This is a genomic window from Streptantibioticus ferralitis (assembly GCF_029223525.1).
Lineage (GTDB): Bacteria > Actinomycetota > Actinomycetes > Streptomycetales > Streptomycetaceae > Streptantibioticus_A > Streptantibioticus_A ferralitis.
Genome location: NZ_JARHTQ010000030.1, coordinates 65,731 through 87,109, shown reverse-complemented (window position 1 = coordinate 87,109; position 21,379 = coordinate 65,731). Strand labels below are relative to the sequence as shown.

Here is a 21,379-nt window from a genome sequence, read left to right as displayed (position 1 = left end):
TTCGGTGGTCATAGCGTTAGGGAAACGCCCGGTTACATTCCGAACCCGGAAGCTAAGCCTTTCAGCGCCGATGGTACTGCAGGGGGGACCCTGTGGGAGAGTAGGACACCGCCGAACAAATTGTGAAAAGGGGCCTCTTCCCGGACCAACGGTCCGGGAAGAGGCCCCTTTGTCGTTCCCGGTGATCCCGAGGTGCTGCCGACCGCGCCCCCTATGTGCTCGACCCGCCCGCACCCCGGTAAGGTCAAGGCACATCGTCGTTACGTTCGTTCCGCACGGCCTGCGTACCCGTATGGCCTACCCGACGAGCGCTAGTTACCGGTACCGGACTTACAGGAGGCACTGCGGGTGGAGGTCCAGGAGACACGGGTGCAGACTGACCGGGTCCTCACCATCCCGAACATCCTCAGCATGGCGCGTCTTGTCGGTGTGCCGGTGTTCCTGTGGCTGATTCTCTGGCCGAAGTTCGGCGGACCGAACTGCGATGGCTGGGCGCTGCTGGTGCTAGCGCTGAGCGGAGTCAGCGACTACCTGGACGGCAAACTCGCCCGCCGGTGGAACCAAATCAGCAGCCTCGGCCGGATCCTCGACCCAGCGGCCGACCGGCTCTACGTGCTGTCCACTCTTGTCGGTCTCACCTGGCGTGAGATCCTCCCCTGGTGGTTGACCGGGGCCTTGGTCGCCCGCGAGTTGATGTTGGGCGTGGCGGTTCTGATCCTCCGCAAGCACGGCTACGGGCCTCCGCAGGTGAACTTTCTGGGGAAAGCGGCAACTTTCAACCTGATGTACGCCTTCCCCTTGCTGCTGCTGAGCGAGGGCCACGGGTGGTTGCACACGCTCGCTGCTATTTTCGGATGGGCGTTCGCCGGATGGGGTACAACGCTGTACTGGTGGGCAGGAATCCTCTACGTGGTTCAGGTCCGCCGACTTGTCAGGGCGGACGCCACGGCCGACTGAGCCCGCGTACCTGGCAGGCGCACACGAGGCCGGGTGCCCAAGAGCGGGATCGACGACGGATCTGCGCTGGATCCACGGGCCATCTGGACGGGTGAAGTCGGTGAGAACGCCGTCTCTTCGAGGAGGACGCTTCCGACATGAAGGCCGTCGTGATGGCCGGTGGTGAAGGCACGCGCCTTCGCCCGATGACCTCAAGCATGCCCAAGCCGCTCCTGCCGGTGGTCAACCGGCCGATCATGGAGCATGTGCTGCGGCTGCTCAAGCGGCACGGTTTGAACGAGACCGTGGTGACCGTGCAGTTCCTTGCTTCGCTGGTCAAGAACTACTTCGGCGACGGCGAGGAACTCGGCATGGACCTCACCTATGCCCACGAGGAGAAGCCACTCGGCACCGCGGGGAGTGTCAAGAACGCAGAGGAAGCGCTGAAGGACGATGCGTTCCTCGTCATCTCCGGAGATGCCCTGACCGATTTCGACCTCACCGAACTCATCAACTTTCACCGGGAAAAGGGTGCGCTGGTCACGGTGTGCCTCACCCGGGTGCCGAATCCGCTGGAATTCGGCATCACGATTGTTGACGAGGAAGGCAAGGTCGAGCGCTTCCTGGAGAAGCCGACCTGGGGGCAGGTCTTCTCGGACACCGTCAACACCGGCATCTACGTCATGGAACCGGAGGTGTTCGACTACGTCGAGCCGGACGTTTCGGTCGATTGGTCTGGGGATGTGTTCCCGCAGCTGATGAAGGAAGGCAAGCCGATTTACGGCTTCATCGCCGAGGGCTATTGGGAGGACGTCGGCACCCACGAGAGCTACATCAAGGCCCAGGCCGACGTACTGGAAGGCCGGGTCGACGTCGAGATCGAAGGGTTCGAGATCTCTCCCGGAGTGTGGGCCGCGGAAGGCGCCGAGGTGCACCCCGACGCGGTACTGCGCGGTCCGCTTTACATCGGCGACTACGCGAAGGTGGAGGCGGGCGCTGAGATTCGCGAGCACACGGTCATCGGCTCGAATGTCGTGGTCAAGACCGGCGCCTTCCTGCACAAAGCGGTTGTGCACGACAACGTGTACATCGGCCCGCAGACCAATTTGCGCGGCTGTGTCATCGGCAAGAACACCGATGTGATGCGCGCGGCGCGCATCGATGACGGAGCGGTGATCGGTGACGAATGCCTGATCGGCGAGGAGTCGATCATCGCGGGCAATGTGCGGGTGTACCCGTTCAAGACCATCGAGGCGGGCGCGTTCGTCAACACGTCCGTCATCTGGGAGTCCCGCGGGCAGGCGCACCTGTTCGGCGCCCGCGGTGTCTCCGGGATCCTGAACGTGGAAATCACCCCGGAGCTCGCGGTGCGGCTGGCGGGTGCCTACGCGACGACCCTGAAGAAGGGCTCCACGGTCACCACCGCGCGTGACCACTCCCGTGGTGCACGCGCGCTGAAACGTGCCGTCATCTCCGCGTTGCAGGCCAGCGCCATCGACGTACGCGACCTGGAGAACGTGCCGATGCCGGTGGCCCGCCAGCAGACCGCGCGAGGCAGCGCCGGCGGGGTGATGATCCGCACCACGCCCGGCGTGCCGGACTCGGTGGACATCATGTTCTTCGACGAGCGCGGTGCGGACCTGTCACAGGCCGGGCAGCGCAAGCTGGACCGGGTGTTCGCCCGCCAGGAGTACCGTCGGGCGTTCCCGGGTGAGATCGGCGACCTGACGTTCCCGTCCAGCGTCTTCGACTCGTACACCGGCGCGCTGCTCAGGGCGGTGGACACCACCGCGGTCCGGGAGTCGGGCCTGAAGGTCGTGGTGGACGCCGCGCACGGCAGTGCCGGAATCGTGCTGCCCAACCTGCTCGGCCGTCTCGGCGTGGACGCCCTGACCATCAATCCCGGACTGGACGAGGCCCGGCCGACCGAGACCGCGGACGAACGCCGCTCGGGACTGGTCCGGCTCGGCGAGATCGTGGCATCGGCCCGAGCTGCCTTCGGTGTGCGCTTCGACCCGGTAGGAGAGCGGATTTCGCTGGTCGATGAGCGGGGCCGGATCGTTGAGGACGACCGCGCGCTGCTGGTCATGCTGGACCTCGTCGCGGCGGAGCGCCGCAGTGGTCGGGTGGCGCTGCCCGTGACCACCACCCGGATCGCCGAGCAGGTCGCCGCGTACCACGGCACTCAGGTGGAGTGGACCACCACCTCGCCTGACGATCTGACCCGGGTCTGCCGGATGGAGTCGACGATCTTCGGCGGTGACGGACGCGGGGGTCTGATCATCCCGGAGTTCAGCAGCGTCTTCGACGGCGCGGCCGCCTTCGTACGGCTGGTCGGCCTGGTCGCCCGTACCCAGCTCACCCTCAGCCAGATCGACGCGCGCATTCCGCGCGCGCATGTGCTCAAGCGGGATCTGGCCACTCCGTGGGCGGTCAAGGGCATGGTGATGCGGCGCGTGGTGGAGGAGGCGGGGGACCGCTTTGTCGACACCACCGACGGTGTGCGGGTGGTCGAGCCGGACGGACGCTGGGTGCTGGTGCTGCCCGACCCCGCGGAGGCCGTGACCAGGCTGTGGGCGGAAGGACCGGATGACGCCTCCGCCCAGGCGCTGCTCGACGAATGGTCCGCCGTCGTGGAGAGCGCGGGGCACTGACCTCAGCCGTATCACGCGGCGCCGCCCCACGGAGAGCCGATGGGGCGGCACCGCGTGCTGTACGTGTGCGGTCCGTCGCCGCACGTGTGTACTCCCCGGTTGACGTGGCGTCGAACGGCGCGTCCTACGGGGGCCGTTCGAGAACTGTCCGGCCAACGTGCGACGATGTGCGGCATGCCGCAGCAGCCCCCCGTTCGGAGCACGTCGACGCCGCCACCGCGCCGCGATGCTTCCATGTCGCTGCTGACCAACATCATGGAGCACAGCCTGGACGACGGGTACGCGGAGGCGACGGCGCGCCGGGGAGAGACCGGGCGTTCCCGGCTGCCGCGTACGACGCGGGCCAGGGCGGTGTTCGCGGTCGGCCTGGTGGTCGCCGCCGTGGTACTGACGCTCGGCGCCGCGCAGACGCAGTACTCCGCGCCCACCCTGGCCAAGGAGCGCCAGGAGCTGATCAACCGCATCGGCACCGAAACCCGAGGCACCGACCAGCTGCAGAAGAACGTGGACTCGCTGCGCGGTCAGGTCGAGGCACAGCAGCGTGACGCACTGCCGCGGCACGGCGAGGACGACGCCGATCTCATGGGTCTGCTCGCCGGGGCGACGGCGGTTACCGGACCGGGTGTGCAACTGGTCGTGGATGACGCCAAGGAGGCCTCGACCGGCAGCGGTTCCGCTCCCCGGGAGAGCAGTGGTTTCTCGGACACCGGCCGGGTCCGTGACCGTGATCTGCAACGGGTGGTCAACGGCCTGTGGCAGTCCGGTGCCGAGGCGGTCTCGATCAACGGGCAGCGGCTGACGGCGCTGTCGGCGATCCGTGCCGCGGGCGCGGCGATACTGGTCGACAACAAGCCGTTGGTGCCCCCGTACACCGTGCTCGCGATCGGGGACGGACAGCGGCTGAGCACGTCCTTCCAGGACAGTCCCGACGGCCAGTATCTGCATGTGTTGCAGCAGAACTACGGCATCCGTTCAAGCATTTCGGTCCAGCGCGAGGTGCGGTTGCCCGCTGCTCCGAGCGTGGCGGTACGTATCGCCATGCCGGTTCCGGGCGGTGGCCCGTCGGGCGCCGCAGACACAGGGAAGGGCAATAAGTGATCGCCGTATTGGGGCTCGTCGTCGGAGTCGTGGTCGGGCTGGTGCTACGGCCCGTTGTGCCGGCGGCGGTGGAGCCCTACTTGCCGATTGCCGTCGTCGCGGCGCTGGACGCGGTGTTCGGCGGGGTGCGCGCGATGCTCGACGGGATCTTCGACGACAAGGTCTTCGTGGTGTCGTTCCTCTCGAACGTCGTGGTCGCCGCGTTGATCGTGTTCCTCGGCGACAAACTTGGCGTTGGCGCCCAGTTGTCCACGGGTGTCGTCGTTGTGCTGGGCATCCGTATCTTCTCCAACGCGGCGGCCATCCGCCGCCATGTCTTCCGGGCGTGAGGCGGCGATGAGCACCAACGAGCCCTCGCAGCCGGAGGAACGCCCGGAGCGCCAGCCGCTTCCTCCCGAGGCCGCGTCCGACGGCACGCCGAAGCCGCAGGCCCACCCGGAACCAGAACCGGAAGCGGAACCCAAGGCGGAACCCAAGCCGGAGCCGAAGCCGGAGCCGGAGCCCAAGCCGGAGCCGAAGCCCGAAGCGGAGACAGAAACGGAGACAGAAACGGAACCCGAGTCCGAGCCTCCACTGCAGGATGCCAGGTCTCCGCAGCAGGATGCGGCTCGGCAGGAGGACGAGAACGCGGGAGAGGCGCGGCCCGCACCCCGGGCCCCCGCACCCCAGGCCCCCGCACCGCGGACTCCCACGGCGCAACTGACCGGCCCGCAACGGCTGGTGAAGGGTCTGTGGCCGCCGCGCTTCACCCGGGCACAACTGATCTTCGCCCTGCTGCTGTTCGCGCTGGGCCTCGGCCTGGCCATCCAGGTCCGTACCGCAAGCGACAGCGGTGTGCTGCGCGGCGCCCGCCAGGAGGACCTGGTACGGATCCTGTCCGAACTCGACGCCAGGACCCAGCGGCTGGAAGACGAGAAGCGCGGCCTCGACAACCAGCGCACCGAGTTGCAGAACAGCTCGAACCAGGCCGTCGAGGCTCAGAAGCAGACCCAGCAGAAGGCGCAGCAACTCGGCGTGCTCGCGGGCACGGTGGCGGCCCAGGGGCCGGGGATCACGCTGACGATCCGCCCTTCGGGCGGTGCCGTCTCGGCGGACGAGCTCCTGGACACGCTGCAGGAGCTGCGGGCCGCGGGTGCGGAGGCCATCCAGGTCAACGATGTACGCGCCGTGGCGGGTACATACTTCACGGAGGCCGGGGGCGGGGTGTCGGTCGACGGACACCAGCTCTCGCCACCGTATGTGTTCAAGGTCGTCGGCAATCCGCCTGACCTGCAACCGGCGTTGAACATCCCCGGCGGCGTGGTCCAGACCTTGCAGAAGGAGCAGGCTACGGTGTCCGTTGTAGCGTCACAGAAGATCGTTGTGGACGCCTTGCGATCGGCGAAACAGCCTGACTACGCTCGGTCGTCAGGCCAGTGAGGCGGGGGCATGGAGCGCATCCGGGGAGGGATTGACGGCGGGATGGGACAACGCACCGAAGGGGCGGTGCGTGGTGGAAACTGTGGAGTGACCTGGTTCGTTGTCTGGATGACCGGAACGGCCGGTCGGTGTTGCGAGGGTTCGTCCTGCCCCACGGGCGGGTCTGTTTCTTTCAAGGGGAATCGCCCGTGAAGTTGTTTGAGAAGTTGTTCGGCAGGCGCGCACGGCAGGCGGGTGACCCGGCTACGGCGCGTCACCGGGCGCCCCGCCAGGCGCAGGGTGAAGGAGCGGGCCAGGAACGTCCGCTCTTCAGGGACGAGTCGGTTGCTCCGGGTGGCGACATTTCGGGCGGCCATGGCCCGGTATCTGTTGACCCTGCCGCGTCGGGCCGCATAGGTTTCCAGGAACCATCGACCTCAGGTATGGGTGGAGGGTTTTCCTCCGACCCGTATGCGTCGAACGTTCCCGCGGGCCAGCCGCGGCAGGAGGCTCAGCCCATGGCGTCCTTGCCGGTGTGTACGAGGTGTGGACACCAGAATGCGGAGGCGAGCCGCTTCTGCTCCAACTGCGGCGCGCCGCTGCGCGGTGGTGTGTCCGCGGAGCGCTCCTCGGAGACGACCTCCACCATCTCCATCTCGGGCCTGGAGGCCTACGAGGCCGAGGTGACCGGTCAGACGGCGTTGCCGTGGCTGACTCCCGAGGCGCAGGCCGCGGTGGAAGCCCTGCCTCCGGGGTCGGCTCTCCTGGTGGTGAAGCGCGGCCCGAACTCGGGTAGTCGGTTCCTGCTGGACAGCGAGATCACCACGGCGGGGCGGCATCCGCAGAGCGACATCTTCCTGGACGACGTGACCGTCTCCCGGCGGCATGTCGAGTTCCGCAGGTCGCCCGACGGCGGGTTCAGCGTGGCCGATGTGGGCAGCCTCAACGGCACGTACGTGAACCGTGAGCCCATCGAATCCGTTGGGCTGAACAACGGAGACGAAGTGCAGATCGGCAAGTACCGGCTGGTCTTCTACACGAGCCAGCGGAGCTACTGACCCGCACACCCGCAGGGGAAGGTTCATGCTTCGTACACCGGCGGGCGGTGCCGGAGGCGGCACCGCCACCACGGACGGGCGGCTGATGAGCATCGGTGCGGTGCTCGCGCTGCTGCGTGATGAGTTTCCCGAGGTCACCATCTCCAAGATCCGCTTCCTGGAAGCGGAGGGCTTGGTGGAGCCGCAGCGGACTCCATCCGGGTACCGGAAGTTCGGGCTGCGCGATGTGGAGCGGTTGAGCCAGGTACTGCGGCTGCAGCGTGATCACTACCTGCCGCTGAAGGTGATCAGGGAGTACCTCGACGCGCTGGACGCGGGGGAGCAGGTCACCCTGCCTGGCCCGGCCGAGCCGGTCGATCTGCTGGACGCCGGTATGGAGCAGCAGCCTGGTCCAGGGCTGCGGATCGGCCGGGAGGAGCTGCTGGCCGCTTCTGGCGTCGGCGAGGAGGCGCTCGGCGGGTGGGAGTCCTACGGCCTGATCGAGCCGGACGCCGACGGAGGGTACGACGCCGAAGCCGTCACCATCGCCAAGCTCATCCGCGACCTGGGCAACTATGGTCTCGAACCGCGTCATCTGCGCGCCGTGAAGGCCGCCGCCGAGCGGGATGTGGGCCTGGTGGAGCAGGTCGTCGCACCTTTGCGCCGGCACAGGAACCCGCAGACCAGGGCACATGCCGAGGCGACGGCGCGGGAGCTGGCCGCGCTGTCGGTGCGGTTGCACGCCGCGCTCGTCCAGTCGGCGCTGCGGGTCCGGCAGATCTGACCGAAATGTCAGGCGGTTAGCTGACTCGTCGGTAACCGTGAATGCCCTGGTGACCGCCGAAATGTCTCGGCCAGCGGGTTCGCACCACGTATCGAGGGGTGGAATGCCCGACTACCCAAAGTCTTCGGTAACGGCCTAGGGTTGCTGTGTGAATGAGCTCGACGTCGTGGGTGTCCGGGTGGAAATGCCCTCCAACCAACCGATCGTGCTGCTGCGCGAAGTGGGCGGCGATCGGTACCTCCCCATCTGGATCGGACCGGGGGAGGCGACCGCGATCGCCTTCGCCCAGCAGGGCATGACGCCCGCGCGCCCGCTGACCCACGACCTGTTCAAAGACGTCCTCGACGCGGTCGGCCAGCAGCTGACCGAGGTGCGGATCACGGATCTGCGGGAGGGCGTGTTCTATGCGGAGCTGGTGTTCGCCAGCGGTGTCGAGGTGAGTGCGCGACCGTCCGACGCCATAGCGCTGGCGCTGCGCACCGGAACGCCGATCTTCGGCAGCGACGGTGTCCTGGATGACGCGGGGATCGCCATCCCCGACGAGCAGGAGGACGAGGTCGAGAAGTTCCGCGAGTTCCTCGATCAGATCTCGCCCGAGGACTTCGGTACCAGCAACCAGTGACCAGCCCGGGCCCTCCAGGGCATTCGGCTAGCCTTTCCCGTGGAGAGGGCACGCGAAACCACTCTTGGGGTGGAAATCACTCGGCGTGCCGAGTGTGGCGATCGTTGACGCACTCCAGGTGACTCCCTACCGTCGAGTGGGAAAGTCCTGGAAGGTGCTGTGCCGTGTCCCCCGCACATCCGGTGGCGGGCAGGGCCGCTTGCCTGTGTGCTCCAGGATGTGAAGGGACGGAGGTCGGCGTGAGAAGCACCGGCGACGGGGCGGCCGCAGGCGGTGCGTTTCCGGTCCGCGGGACCGTGTCCCGCACCTCACACCGCGCGGTGGACGAGGGTGGTACGGGGGCGGAGCGCGAGACCGAGACTGTCGGCTATCGGGGTCCGACGGCCTGCGCGGCGGCGGGGATCACCTATCGGCAGTTGGACTACTGGGCCCGCACCGGCCTGGTCGAGCCGAGCATCCGGCCCGCGTACGGGTCCGGAACCCAGCGACTTTACAGCTTCCGTGACGTCGTTGTCCTCAAAATCGTCAAGCGGTTGTTGGACACCGGCGTCGCGCTGCAGAACATCCGCACCGCGGTGCGGTATCTGAGCACCTGGGCCGAGGCCGATGCGGTCCGTACGACCCTGATGTGCGACGGGGCGACGGTCTACGAGTGCACCTCGCCCGACGAGGTGGTGAGCCTGCTGCAGGGCGGCCAGGGGGTCTTCGGCATCGCGGTGGGCGTGGTCTGGCGGGACGTGGAGGAAAGCCTCGCCCAGCTGCACGGGGAGCGGGTGGACACCGGCGAGACCCTGATCGGCCGTAACCCCGCGGACGAACTGGCCAGGCGCCGCCACCGCGCGGGCTGACCGCCGCCCGCACCCCAGCCGCGGCGCGACGCGCGCACCGTCTGCCGTACACCTGTACGGAAGTTGTCGGTGCCATACGGCAGCATCAGTGGCTGTGAGGAACACACCGACGATCCTGCATCTCGACATGGATGCCTTCTTCGCCGCGGTGGAGCAGGCAGCCAAGCCGAGCCTGCGCGGAAAGCCGGTGGTGGTCGGCGGTCTCGGGCCGCGCGGAGTGGTCTCCACGGCCTCGTACGAAGCACGGGTGTACGGGGTGCATTCCGCGATGGCGATGGCGCAGGCGAGACGGCTGTGTCCCAACGCCGCCTATCTGACACCCAGATTCGGGCTGTACCGCCAAGTGAGTGACACCGTCATGGCCCTGCTGCACGAGTTGTCGCCGCTGGTGGAGCCGCTCAGCCTGGACGAGGCCTTCGTCGACCTGAACGCGGGCGAGTGCGGGGAGCGGCTGCGCGCCCTGCCGGAGCCCGAGTTGCTGGCGGGTGTACGGGAGGTGGGCGAGCGGCTGCGGGCGGACATAGCGGCGGCCACCGGGCTGACGGCCTCGGTCGGGCTGGCGGGCTCCAAACTGCTGGCAAAGATCGGATCGGATGCGGCCAAGCCCAACGGCCTGGTGGTGATCGAGCCGGGTACGGAAGCGGACTTCCTCGGACCGAAGACCGTGCGGACGCTGTGGGGCGTCGGTCCGGCGACCGCCGAGCACCTGCGGCGCGCCGGGATCACCACGGTCGCCGAGGTGGCCGAGGCGGGCGAGGCCGAGCTGATACGGCTGCTCGGCAAGGCGCACGGCGCGTCGCTGTTCGCCATGGCCACCGGTCGGGACGACCGGCCGGTGGTGGCCGACCGCGATGTGAAGTCGATTTCCGTGGAGGACACCTTCGATGTCGACCTCACCGACCGGGCTCGGGTACGGGCCGAGGTGGGGCGGTTGGCGGACCGCTGCGTGCAGCGGCTGCGCTCGGCGGGGCGCTCCGGCCGTACGGTCGTGCTCAAGGTGCGCCGCTATGACTTCACCACGCTCACGCGCTCGGAGACGCTGCGCGCGCCCACCGACGACCCGGTGGTGGTCAGGGAGACCGCCGGGCGGTTGATCGAGGCGGTGGACACCACCGGAGGGGTGCGACTGTTGGGCGTCGGGGTGGCCGGTCTCGCGGACTTCACCCAGGAGGATCTCTTCGCGCAGGTCCAGGAGGAGGGCCGCGGTGAGCTCGACTCCGGTGACAACGCCCCCGTCCGCCAGGAACCCGCTCCTGAGCCCGTCTCGCAACGCTGGAGACCCGGCCAGGACGTCACGCACGCCGAGTACGGCCCTGGATGGGTGCAGGGCAGCGGGGTCGGTCGGGTCACCGTGCGCTTCGAGGTGCCGGGCGGGGAGCCGGGCCGGGTACGCACCTTCGCCGTCGACGACCCGCTGCTGGAGCCTGCCGAGCCGCTGCCGCTGGTGCCGGAAGAACCGGCGGGTCCAGCCTGACCCCCGGATGGCCCAGTGCGTCAGTCCTCGGCGCCCCCGTTGCCCGCGAGGCGGCCGAAGTCCGTATCGCCGGGAGGCGCCGCCTCGGGGCCCGGTGGTGGCACCTCAAGGCCGTAGTGGTGGTAGAGCTGAAGTTCCTGCTCGGGGGAGAGGTGCCGACCGACGCCGAAGTCCGGGGCGTCCTTGACCAGGGCCTTGTCGAACGGCACCAGTAGCGCGTCGCCTTCCAGTTCGCTCGGCTCCAGCGGGACGAACGCGTCGCGGCCGAACAGCCCGGTGCGCACCGCGGCCCACTCGGGTTCGCCCGTCGCGTCGTCGAGATACACCTCGTCCACAGTGCCGATCTTCACGCCGTTGCGGTCGAATGCCTTGCGGCCGATCAGACTCCGCGGATCGATATCGGTCTGCACGATCCCTCCATGTGGTCGAGGGGGGTACCTCCCATGCCCTCAAGGCCATGAGGGCGGGGCCAACACCTTCACGAAAAGCCACATTCCGGAGCATGTCGAATCGAGGCGGTGGCGACACGGCGTCGAATGACCTTTCGAGGACCGTCGGCCTGCGGCGACTGCGCTGGTAGGGTTGCAAGTGGCCGCTGACCCTGTGCGGGAGAGTCCTGACGACATCACATCGTCGCCAGGCGCCGAAGGAGCAAACCCTCCCCGGAATCTCTCAGGCATCCGTACCGCGCGGACGAGGTCACTCTGGAAAGCAGGGCGGGCTGAATCGGCGCGTGACAGGGCCGGGGCAGTATCCCTCCTCACCGACGGTGAAAGCCGCTCCGCCTCGGCGGCGCGGTGAAACTCTCAGGTTGATGACAGAGGGGGAGGCCGACCGGGCACCCGCGCCGAGGTGCCCCTCGTAGGTCGCACACCGACCAGGAGGCCTCCCAGATGACCGCCCATCGCATCCCCCTCTCCGAGCTGGAGCGCGGTACCCCGTTCGAGCAGCGCCATGTCGGCCCCGACGCGGCCGCGCAGGCCAAGATGCTCGCGCAGGTCGGCTACGGCTCGCTGGACGAGCTCACGGCGGCGGCCGTGCCCGACACCATCAAGAGCCTTGAGGCACTTCGGCTGCCCGAGGCGCGTACCGAGGCCGAGGTACTGGCCGAGCTGCGCTCTCTCGCCGACCGCAACCAGGTCCTCGGATCCATGATCGGGCTGGGCTACTACGGCACCTTCACCCCGCCGGTGATCCTGCGCAACGTGCTGGAGAACCCGGCCTGGTACACCGCGTACACCCCGTACCAGCCGGAGATCTCGCAGGGCCGGCTGGAGGCGCTGCTCAACTTCCAGACCGTCGTCGCCGACCTGACCGGGCTGCCCACCTCCGGCGCCTCGCTGCTCGACGAGGGCACCGCCGCCGCCGAGGCGATGGCGCTGGCCCGCCGCGTCGGCAAGGTGAAGGACGGCGTCTTCCTGGTCGACGCCGACTGCTTCCCGCAGACCGTCGCGGTGATCGAGACCCGTGCCGAGCCGACCGGTGTCGAGGTGGTCGTCGCCGATCTGTCGGCCGGTATCCCCGAGGAGCTCGCCGAGCGCGGGGTGTTCGGTGTGCTGCTGCAGTACCCGGGCGCCTCCGGTGCGGTACGCGATCTGCGTCCGGTCATCGAGCACGCGCATGAGCTCGGCGCCATCGTCACCGTCGCCGCCGATCTGCTGGCGCTGACCCTGCTCACCCCGCCCGGCGAGCTCGGCGCCGACATCGCGGTCGGCACCAGCCAGCGGTTCGGCGTGCCCATGGGCTTCGGCGGGCCGCACGCCGGATACATGGCGGTCCGCGAGCAGTACGCCCGCAGCCTGCCCGGCCGCCTGGTCGGCGTCTCCGTCGACGCGGACGGCAACAAGGCCTACCGGCTGGCGCTGCAGACCCGTGAGCAGCACATCCGCCGGGAGAAGGCGACCAGCAACATCTGCACCGCGCAGGTACTGCTCGCCGTGATGGCCGGGATGTACGCGGTCTACCACGGCCCGGAGGGCCTGGCGGCGATCGCCCGCCGGGTGCACCGCTACGCCGCGGTACTCGCCGAGGGGCTGCGCGCGGGCGGCGTCGAGGTGTTGCACGGCCGTTTCTTCGACACCATCACCGTCCGGGTCCCCGGCCGCGCCGCCGATGTGGTGGCCGCCGCCCGCCAGGCGGGGGTCAACCTGCGGCAGGTGGACGCCGACCTGGTCGGCATCGCCTGCGATGAGACCACCAGCCGGGACCAACTGGCCGCCGTCTGGGGCGTGTTCGGCGTGACCGGGACCGTCGTCGACACGCTCGACGAGACCACCCCGGACGCCCTGCCGACCGGCCTGTCGCGCGAGGTCGACTACCTGACCCACCCGGTCTTCCACCAGCACCGCTCCGAGACCGCGATGCTGCGCTACCTGCGCCGCCTCGCCGACCGCGACTACGCGCTGGACCGCGGCATGATCCCGCTGGGCTCCTGCACCATGAAGCTCAACGCGACCACCGAGATGGAGCCGGTCACCTGGCCGGAGTTCGGCGCGCTGCACCCGTTCGCCCCGATCGAGCAGGCGGAAGGTTACGCCACGCTCATCCGCGAGTTGGAGGAGCGACTGGCCGAGGTCACCGGCTACGACAAGGTGAGCATCCAGCCCAACGCCGGTTCGCAGGGCGAGCTTGCCGGTCTGCTCGCGGTGCGCGCGTACCACCGCGCCAACGGCGACCCCCAGCGCACGGTCTGCCTGATCCCGTCCTCCGCCCACGGCACCAACGCGGCCAGCGCCGTGATGGCCGGGATGAAGGTCGTCGTGGTCAAGACCAGCGACGACGGCGACGTGGACGTGGCCGATCTGCATGCCAAGATCGAGCAGTACCGTTCGGAACTGGCCGTTCTGATGGTCACCTACCCCTCCACGCACGGGGTGTTCGAGGACAACATCACCGACATCTGCGCCACCGTCCACGAGGCGGGCGGTCAGGTCTACGTCGACGGCGCCAACCTCAACGCGCTCGTCGGACTCGCTCAGCCCGGGAGGTTCGGCGCCGATGTCTCGCACCTGAACCTGCACAAGACCTTCTGCATCCCGCACGGCGGCGGCGGTCCCGGCGTCGGTCCGGTGGCGGTCCGGGCGCACCTCGCCCCGTACCTGCCGAACCACCCGCTCCAGCCGACTGCCGGTCCAGCCACCGGAGTTGGCCCGGTGTCGGCGGCGCCGTGGGGCTCCGCGGGCATCCTGCCGATCTCCTGGGCCTATGTGCGGCTGATGGGCGGTGCGGGGCTGCGCCGCGCCACCCAGGTCGCGGTGCTGAGCGCCAACTACGTGGCCAAGCGCCTGGCTCCGTACTTCCCGGTGCTCTACACCGGCCCCGGCGGGCTGGTCGCCCATGAGTGCATCATCGATCTGCGGCCGATCACCAAGGCCACCGGGGTGACCGTGGACGACATCGCCAAGCGGCTGATCGACTACGGGTTCCACGCGCCGACCATGTCGTTCCCGGTCGCGGGCACGCTGATGATCGAGCCGACGGAGAGCGAGGACCTCACGGAACTCGACCGCTTCTGCGCGGCGATGATCGCAATCCGCGGAGAAATCGACCGAGTTGCGGCCGGGCAGTGGCCTGCGGACGACAATCCGCTGCGCAACGCCCCCCACACGGCGGCGGCGCTCAGCCGGACCTGGAACCGCCCCTACACCCGTGAGGAGGCCGTCTTCCCGGCCGGGGTGTCAGCGGCCGACAAGTACTGGCCGCCGGTACGGCGGATCGACGGCGCGTACGGCGACCGCAACCTGGTGTGCTCGTGCCCGCCGCTGGACGAGTACGAGGCCTGATCCCGGGGCTCTGGGACCGGAGCGGCGGCGACCCGCCGCTCCGGCTGCCGGTCTGTGGGAGTCAGGCCGCGGTCGCGATGTTCTCGGTGCCCAGCGGACGGTGCGGTGCGATGATCCGTCCGTCCGGCAGCAGCTCACCAGTGTCCTCGAACAACAGGACGCCGTTGCACAGCAGGCTCCAGCCCTGTTCCGGGTGGTAGGCCACCGGGTGGGCGGCTTCCCGGTCGGCGGAGTCTGCGGACGGGCACTGAGGCTGGTGCTGGCACATGGACGTGGTCTTTCGCTGCGGTTGGTTTGCCGTGCGGCTTGATCGGTTGTCTACCGTGCTCATGGCCGCCCCCCGTTTCGGTCGGTCGGGTCCAGTCTTGCCCCACGGACCTGATTCCGCAGGGATTTCGGCTCAGCTCTCCTCAACAGTTGAGGACGCATCACCCGGGCGGGCGGTTGCCGCCGGATGCGTCATCCATGGGGATGGTCCGCATTGGTGGATACGGAACGGCGCGTGTTGTGGTTCGGCATACCACCGGAACGCACATCCTCTTGCGCCGCCCGCAAGTCATTGCCTCAACCGACAGCACGCCCCCGGCACCTGGCCGGGGGCGCGCTGCCATGCGCCGCGTGCTGCGCTACACACCGCTGCCGAGCAGCGGCACCGGACTGAGGCGGTGAGTGAGCACCGGAACCAGATCTGCCACCCGGTGCGGCCGATGCGCCGCGATGCCCGGCGGCGCAGGAGCCAGCGGTATCAGCACGTCGGCCGGGGCGGGCTGGGCTTCATCGCCGTCCGTGATGTCGCCGTGCAGCCACAGGCAGAGCATGTACAGCCCTGGAATGGACAGCAGCCGCGGCTGGTACGCGGACGGCAGCGGCTCGGCCTGCCGTAGCGCGTGCTCCGTGGAAGCGAGGTACGGACCCTCGCAGAAGTGCGAGAACGCCCAGCCGTCCGGGGTGTTCATGGTCTCGGCCGCCGCCACCACCCGGTCACCGCCGCGGATCAGGAACCGCCACCCGGTCAGTCGGGCCCGCGGCATCCCGTCGCTCGCCGCTACCGGGTTCAGCAGATGGACCGCGAGGGGGTGCTCGGGCACCAGCGGGCCGGTGGCGGTGCGCAGGGCGGGCGTCGGGGCGGCGCGGACCGCCGTCGGGGAACCAAGGGCCGCGAGGACGCTGCGCAGAGCGGGCGCGGGGGCCGGGGGGACATGCAGCGGCATGGTGGGTCGCCTCTCGCTGGAGACAGGGGTGGTGCAGGACGCGGTGCGGAGGACGCTGGGGCGGTGCTGGTGTACTGCGCGGTGTTACGGGACACTGTCGACCGGACATCCCGCGCCCGTGCGGGGCGGGATGTCCGGATCCGACGGTGGCATGCAGAGCCCTTCCCTGGGCCTGGGCGTGCGCTGGGGCGCAACCGGCGGGTTGCGGAGTCTCTGCCTGTGCGCGAAGTTTATACGAAACGTGTTCGCCCGGCGATTCGGCTACCGGGTTGCGGTAGTAGGGACAAGGCTGTATTAAGCCGTTCCTTCGCGCTATTCAGGGCCATTCTTCAGCAGCATAGCGGCGATACGCTGGCACAACAACGGCTGTGCGGATGGCCGGTTCCCGCACATGATTTCTCACGCCGGTTGTGCCTGATGGGTTGGACGGCTTCGTATGCCATTGGAATGTGCCGGAACGGCTGAACCGTGCGCCCGGCGCCCACCGGGCGCACGCTGGGCGTTATGGATCCGCTGTGCTGGGCATCATCGGTGCACGGCCCATACGAGGAGGGACCCTGCGATGGGAGAAAAGGTCGTGGCCAGCGGGTTCGACCTGTCCGATCGGCAGCGGTACCGGCGGAAGCTGCGGCAGTGCCTGGTGGGTCTGGAGCGGCTGCTGGAAGAGAGGCGATTCGATCGCCCGCGCAACCTGATGGGGTTGGAGATCGAATTGAATCTCGCGGATTCCGATGGACTACCCCGCATGATGAACGAAGAGGTGCTGGAACGCATCGCCAGCCGGGATTTCCAGACGGAACTCGCCCAGTTCAACATCGAGGTGAACATCGCCCCGCACCGGCTGTCCGGACGTGTTCTCGATCAACTTGCGGAAGAACTGCGCATAGGCCTTGGATATGCCGATCGCAAAGCCGCTGAAGTCGGCGCCAGTATCGTCATGATCGGAATTCTGCCGACGCTCGGCGCCCAGGACCTCGTACAGGCGAACCTCTCCCGGGTCGACCGCTACCGGCTCCTCAACGACCGCATTCTCGCTGCTCGCGGCGAGGATCTCCGCCTGGACATAGAAGGCGTCGAACACCTCTCCTGCACCTCCGGCTCCATCGCGCCGGAGGCGGCGGCCACCTCGATGCAGATGCATCTGCAGGTGACACCCGGTCGCTTCGCCGCCGTGTGGAACGCGGCGCAGGCGGCGGTCGGTCCACAGGTGGCCCTGGGCGCCAACTCGCCCTTCCTGTTCGGCCGTGAGCTGTGGCGGGAGACCCGGCCCGTACTGTTCGAGCAGGCCACCGACACCAGGCCGGAGGAACTGGCGGCGCAGGGCGTGCGCCCGCTGACCTGGTTCGGCGAGCGGTGGATAACGAGCGCCTACGACCTGTTCGCGGAGAACGTGCGCTACTTCCCGCCCCTGTTGCCCATCTGCGATGACGAGGACCCGCTGCGCGTGCTCGACGAGGGCGGCGTACCGCGGCTGAAGGAGCTCCAGCTGCACAACGGCACCATCTACCGGTGGAACCGGCCGGTGTACGCCGTGGTCGACGGTGTCCCGCACCTTCGGGTGGAGAACCGGGTCATGCCCGCCGGGCCGACGGTGACCGATGTGGTGGCCAACGCGGCCTTCTACTACGGACTGATCCGCGCTCTCGCGGAATCTTCGCGTCCGGTCTGGACGAAGCTGCCGTTCTCCGCCGCCGCCGAGAACTTCGACACCGCCTGCCGCCACGGCATTGACGCGGAGCTGACCTGGCCGCGCCCCGGCCGCGGCGGCCTGTCCCGCGTCCCGGTCGTACGGCTGGTGCAGGACGAACTGCTGCCGCTCGCCTCGGCCGGTCTGGACGCATGGGGCGTGGCGCCCGCTGACCGGGACCGCTATCTCGGGGTGATCGAGGAGCGCTGCCGATGCCGGGTCAACGGGGCCTCATGGCAGGCCGCCGCCTTCCACCGGGCCCTGGAGCGCGGACTCGACCGGCACAAGGCGCTGGCCGCGATGACCCGCCGCTACTCCGAGCTGATGCGCTCGGGTGAGCCGGTGCACAGCTGGCCCGCGGGACTGCCGGTGAGCTGACGGTGCCGTCTGCGCCTATCGTGTGCGATCTGCGGAGAACGCCAGCGGGTGGATCGCACAGACGGAGGCATGCGTGCACGGAGAGTATTCCGAGGCGAGCGGCGGCACCTCGGCGGGGGCTGCCCGCGTTGGGAGTGCTGTGACACCCTCCACGCCGCACGGAACCAACGGATCCGCTCTCACCCGGCGCACGCTGCGCAGCGAGACCCTGCTGGTGCTCGCCCTCTCGCTGGGCGCCAGCGCCGTCAGCGCCCTGATCAGCTTCATCGGCTCGATCACCAAGCCCGGGGCGTTGAAGAACCAGGCGGCCACCCTGGTCGGTACCCAGGCACCCGGGCGGCCCTGGCTCGACCTCGCATGGCAGCTGTTCTCCGTGGGGACCGCGCTGGTCCCGGTCGCGCTGGTGGCGCATCTGCTGGCCAGGGAGGGCGTCGGCATGCGGTCGATCGGCTTCGACCTGCGGCGGCCGCGGTTCGACCTGGCGTGGGGCACGCTCATCGCGGCGGGCATCGGTGGCACCGGGCTCGCGCTCTACCTGGGCGCGCGGGCGGCCGGGTTCAATCTCACGGTCGTGCCGGAGTCGCTGCCCGATGTGTGGTGGCGGATTCCGGTACTGATCGCGGCCGCGGTGCAGAACGCGGTGGTCGAGGAGGTCATCGTCGTCGGCTACCTGCTGCGCAGACTGGACCAGTTGGGGTGGTCGACGGGCGCGGCGCTGGCCGTGAGCGCGGTGCTGCGCGGTTCGTACCACCTCTACCAGGGCATCGGTGGGTTCGTCGGCAACATGGTGATGGGCGTCATCTTCGTGCTGCTGTACCGGCGTTGGGGCCGGGTCGGCCCGCTGGTGGCGGCGCACGCGCTGATCGACACCGTGGCGTTCGTCGGATACGTGCTGCTGGCGGGCAAGGTGGGCTGGCTGCCGACGAAGTGACGGGCCGGGGGCCGAGGCCCCCGGTGGATCGGTCATGCCAGGGCGGCCAGCAGTTCGCCCTCGATGACGGTGACGGCGTGGCCGGTGAGCAGGGTGCGGTCGCCGTGCAGTGTGGTGCGGACCAGGCCGGTACGGGCGGAGACCTGCAGACCGGTCAGCTGGTGGCGGCCGAGCCGCGCGGACCAGAACGGGGCGAGCGCGGTGTGGGCGCTGCCGGTGACCGGGTCCTCGGAGATGCCGACGGCCGGGCCGAAGAAGCGTGAGACGAAGTCATAGCCGTCCGCCGGGCCGCGCCCGGCGCCGTCCTCCGCGCTCCCGGCGCCGGCGGTGACGATCAGGCCGCGGTGCGGGAGCCGGCCGATGGCCGCCAGATCGGGGGAGAGGGCACGCACCGTCTTCTCGTCCGGCAGCTCGACCAGCAGGTCACCGACCTGTCGCCCGGTGTCGTACGCGGACAGCACCGGGGCGCCGAGTGCCTCCGCCAGGGCGGTGGGTGCCTCGACCGCGGTGAGCGGGGCGGTGGGGAAGTCCAGTGTGATCGTGCCGTCGTCGGCGGGCGCCGAGCGGAGCACCCCGCTGCGGGTGGCGAACCGGATGCCGCCCGTGGCGGTGCCGGTGCTCAGCAGAACGTGCGCGGTCGCGAGGGTGGCATGACCGCACATGTCGACCTCGGTCACCGGGGTGAACCAGCGCAGCGCCCAGTCCGCCTGCTCGCCGGGCGGCAGCGGATGGGCGAAGGCGGTCTCGGAGAGGTTGACCTCGGCGGCCAGCTGCTGCATGCGGTCGTCGTCCGGGAATCCGTCGGTGCCGAGCAGGACGACACCGGCCGGGTTGCCCGCGAAGGGGCGCGCGGTGAAGGCGTCAACGATGCGGATCTTCATGATCCGGACGGTATCCGTCCGGAAAGCCGCGGCACATGGCCAATTCTCGAAAGCTGGCACGAAGGCCTTGCCGGACGACTGTCACCGATATATCGTTGACGCATCGCGACAGATCAACGAAAGATCTTGCGAACCCCGTGCGCGATCCGCGCACGGCGGCACACACATCACAGGGAAAGGAGCGCGATCATGCGTTCCCACGGATACGGATACGGACGTGAGCACTTCGGACCGGGCGGGCAGGGCCGTCCCCAGGGCTCGGAGGGCTTCGGCTTCGAGCAGCGGCGCGCGGCCTTCGGGCCCTTCGGCCCGCCTTTCGGCGGCGGCCCATGGGGGCATGGCCGGGGGCGCGGTGGGCCGCGCGGTCGGGCACGGCGCGGTGATGTCCGAGCGTCGATCCTGGCGCTGCTCAGGGACCGGCCGATGCACGGCTACGAGATGATCCAGGAGATCGGCGAGCGCAGCGGCGGTGCGTGGAAGCCGAGCCCCGGCTCGGTCTACCCGACACTGCAACTCCTGGAGGACGAGGGCCTGATCGAGAGCGCGAGCGAGGGCGGCAAGAAGCTGTTCACGCTCACCGAAGCGGGGCGTACGGAGGCCGAGGGCGGCCCGGACGCGCCCTGGGAGGAGGCCGGACGGGGCATCGACTGGGAGGCGATGCACGAGATCAGGCAGGCCGGGTTCGGCCTGGTCGAGGCGTTCCGCCAGGTCTGGGCGACCGGCACCCCGGCCCAGCGCGAGAAGGCGATGGCGGTCGTCAACGACGCCCGCAAGAAGCTGTACTTGATCCTCGCGGACGAAAGCACCGAACAGTAGGCCCCTCCGGGGTCCGCTGTCGCCCGGGGGCCGGACCTCCCAGCCGGAACTGGATCGCGTTGCGGGGCGTCGGATCCCGGCAGGGTTGCCGCGGGTCCGGAACCAGATCGGGTTGCGGTGGTAGGGGCCCACATCGGGTTGCGGTGGGTACGGCACCACCGGTCCGCGCCGTAGGTTCTCTCGCCGTTGCGGCGGCAACAGATGTCCGCCGCAACGGCGATCAACCACGATGGCGCACCCCGGCGGTCAGGCGCCTACCGCAGCCCACGGGCGACCGACTGCCCGGCCCCAGCCAGATGACGCCCAACCCCCTGGGCTGCCCCCAGCCGGGCGCGAGGCCAGGTGGCCGGAAGGGCCCAGTGGCGGGGCCCGGGGGCACCCCCGGAAGAGCGCGGGCTTGGTGGGCTACTCCACCAAGCCCGCCAGCTTGCGCAGGCTCTCGTTCAGTGCCCCCGTCGCCGAGTCCTTGAGCTTGCCCGCCATCAGCGTCACAGCGGCGCCGGTGAAGCTGCCCTCGATCCGGACCGTCGTCTCGTCCCCGTCAGGAGTGAGCGCGTACCGCATGGCGAGGTTGACGCCCATCGGGCCGGTGCCGGTGGTGGCCAGCAGCCGCTCGGTCTCCAACCCGGCGACGGTCCAGGTGACTTCGGCCGGGAACCCCATCAGCTTCATGTTCTCCAGGTACACCGCGTCGACGGCCAGCGGATCCGGGCCGCCCTTGGGAAAGCTGGTGTGCGTGGCGTTCCACTGCCCGTACGAGGCGAAGTCGATCAGCTGCTGCCATACCCGTGCTGCCGGAGCCGCGATGCGCGCCTCCGCGGTGACCTCGGCCATATGACCAC

The 21,379-nt window shown here is 69.2% G+C and carries 19 protein-coding genes, 1 rRNA gene and 2 riboswitches; of the genes, 15 read left to right on the top strand and 5 right to left on the bottom strand.

Going from position 1 to position 21,379, the window contains the following annotated elements; genetic code table 11:
* The 11 genes from rrf to P2L57_RS32025 all read left to right on the top strand — a co-directional run bounded on the left by rrf (position 1) and on the right by P2L57_RS32025 (position 10,851).
* Positions 1–117, top strand: a 5S ribosomal RNA gene (gene rrf, locus P2L57_RS32075).
* A gap of 231 nt (positions 118–348) precedes the next feature.
* Entirely contained in the window at positions 349–957 is a 609-nt protein-coding gene (gene clsA, locus P2L57_RS32070) for a cardiolipin synthase ClsA (protein ID WP_275820543.1), read from the top strand.
* Positions 958–1,094: 137 nt separating this feature from the next.
* Positions 1,095–3,590: a mannose-1-phosphate guanyltransferase gene (locus tag P2L57_RS32065; RefSeq protein ID WP_275820541.1), complete on the top strand. Its 2,496-nt coding sequence runs from the start codon at positions 1,095–1,097 to the stop codon at positions 3,588–3,590.
* A gap of 174 nt (positions 3,591–3,764) precedes the next feature.
* Positions 3,765–4,688: a DUF881 domain-containing protein gene (locus tag P2L57_RS32060; RefSeq protein WP_275820539.1), complete on the top strand. Its 924-nt coding sequence runs from the start codon at positions 3,765–3,767 to the stop codon at positions 4,686–4,688.
* A complete protein-coding gene (locus tag P2L57_RS32055; protein WP_275820537.1) occupies positions 4,685–5,017 on the top strand; it encodes a small basic family protein in 333 nt (110 codons plus the stop codon). Before P2L57_RS32060 ends, P2L57_RS32055 begins: the two co-directional genes overlap by 4 nt.
* Positions 5,018–5,024: 7 nt before the next feature.
* On the top strand, positions 5,025–6,107 hold the full coding sequence (locus tag P2L57_RS32050; RefSeq protein ID WP_275820535.1) for a DUF881 domain-containing protein: 1,083 nt from the start codon (positions 5,025–5,027) through the stop codon (positions 6,105–6,107).
* A gap of 92 nt (positions 6,108–6,199) precedes the next feature.
* Entirely contained in the window at positions 6,200–7,144 is a 945-nt protein-coding gene (locus tag P2L57_RS32045) for an FHA domain-containing protein (protein WP_275820555.1), read from the top strand.
* 25 nt (positions 7,145–7,169) lie between these two features.
* On the top strand, positions 7,170–7,907 hold the full coding sequence (gene ftsR, locus P2L57_RS32040; RefSeq protein WP_275820533.1) for a transcriptional regulator FtsR: 738 nt from the start codon (positions 7,170–7,172) through the stop codon (positions 7,905–7,907).
* A 148-nt stretch (positions 7,908–8,055) separates the two neighbouring features.
* Positions 8,056–8,529, top strand: a complete 474-nt coding sequence (locus P2L57_RS32035; RefSeq protein WP_255924243.1) for a bifunctional nuclease family protein — start codon at positions 8,056–8,058, stop codon at positions 8,527–8,529.
* 296 nt (positions 8,530–8,825) lie between these two features.
* The gene (locus P2L57_RS32030) at positions 8,826–9,377 is read left to right on the top strand and encodes a MerR family transcriptional regulator (RefSeq protein WP_372516014.1); all 552 of its coding nucleotides are present in this window, start codon (positions 8,826–8,828) and stop codon (positions 9,375–9,377) included.
* A 94-nt stretch (positions 9,378–9,471) separates the two neighbouring features.
* Entirely contained in the window at positions 9,472–10,851 is a 1,380-nt protein-coding gene (locus tag P2L57_RS32025) for a DNA polymerase IV (RefSeq protein WP_275820526.1), read from the top strand.
* A gap of 20 nt (positions 10,852–10,871) precedes the next feature.
* On the opposite strand, the gene P2L57_RS32020 is transcribed toward P2L57_RS32025, so the two are convergent.
* Complete coding sequence (locus P2L57_RS32020) at positions 10,872–11,261, bottom strand: PRC-barrel domain-containing protein (RefSeq protein WP_275820524.1); 390 nt, start codon at positions 11,259–11,261, stop codon at positions 10,872–10,874.
* A 186-nt stretch (positions 11,262–11,447) separates the two neighbouring features.
* Positions 11,448–11,549, top strand: a riboswitch (glycine riboswitch).
* A riboswitch (glycine riboswitch) is annotated at positions 11,550–11,682 on the top strand.
* A gap of 62 nt (positions 11,683–11,744) precedes the next feature.
* Between P2L57_RS32020 and gcvP the strand changes: the two genes are divergently transcribed.
* Positions 11,745–14,633, top strand: a complete 2,889-nt coding sequence (gene gcvP / locus P2L57_RS32015; RefSeq protein WP_275820522.1) for an aminomethyl-transferring glycine dehydrogenase — start codon at positions 11,745–11,747, stop codon at positions 14,631–14,633.
* 61 nt (positions 14,634–14,694) lie between these two features.
* Here gcvP and P2L57_RS32010 read toward each other — a convergent pair whose 3' ends face one another.
* Both P2L57_RS32010 and P2L57_RS32005 read right to left on the bottom strand, forming a co-directional pair.
* Entirely contained in the window at positions 14,695–14,901 is a 207-nt protein-coding gene (locus tag P2L57_RS32010) for a DUF5999 family protein (protein WP_275820520.1), read from the bottom strand.
* 358 nt (positions 14,902–15,259) lie between these two features.
* Positions 15,260–15,844, bottom strand: coding sequence for a hypothetical protein (locus P2L57_RS32005; protein ID WP_275820518.1), 585 nt, complete (start codon positions 15,842–15,844; stop codon positions 15,260–15,262).
* Positions 15,845–16,406: 562 nt separating this feature from the next.
* On the opposite strand from P2L57_RS32005, the gene P2L57_RS32000 reads away from it, so the two are divergent.
* Together P2L57_RS32000 and P2L57_RS31995 are read left to right on the top strand one after the other, a co-directional pair.
* Positions 16,407–17,909 (top strand): glutamate-cysteine ligase family protein, encoded by a 1,503-nt coding sequence (locus P2L57_RS32000; RefSeq protein WP_275820516.1) that lies wholly within the window; start codon positions 16,407–16,409, stop codon positions 17,907–17,909.
* A gap of 139 nt (positions 17,910–18,048) precedes the next feature.
* Positions 18,049–18,840: a CPBP family intramembrane glutamic endopeptidase gene (locus P2L57_RS31995; RefSeq protein ID WP_275820514.1), complete on the top strand. Its 792-nt coding sequence runs from the start codon at positions 18,049–18,051 to the stop codon at positions 18,838–18,840.
* A 32-nt stretch (positions 18,841–18,872) separates the two neighbouring features.
* Here the strand turns inward: P2L57_RS31995 and P2L57_RS31990 are convergent, their stop codons facing one another.
* Positions 18,873–19,721: a PhzF family phenazine biosynthesis protein gene (locus P2L57_RS31990; RefSeq protein WP_275820513.1), complete on the bottom strand. Its 849-nt coding sequence runs from the start codon at positions 19,719–19,721 to the stop codon at positions 18,873–18,875.
* A 189-nt stretch (positions 19,722–19,910) separates the two neighbouring features.
* On the opposite strand from P2L57_RS31990, the gene P2L57_RS31985 reads away from it, so the two are divergent.
* A complete protein-coding gene (locus P2L57_RS31985; protein ID WP_275820511.1) occupies positions 19,911–20,537 on the top strand; it encodes a PadR family transcriptional regulator in 627 nt (208 codons plus the stop codon).
* A gap of 405 nt (positions 20,538–20,942) precedes the next feature.
* Here the strand turns inward: P2L57_RS31985 and P2L57_RS31980 are convergent, their stop codons facing one another.
* The gene (locus P2L57_RS31980) at positions 20,943–21,371 is read right to left on the bottom strand and encodes a type II toxin-antitoxin system Rv0910 family toxin (RefSeq protein ID WP_275820509.1); all 429 of its coding nucleotides are present in this window, start codon (positions 21,369–21,371) and stop codon (positions 20,943–20,945) included.
* Positions 21,372–21,379: the final 8 nt, after the last annotated feature.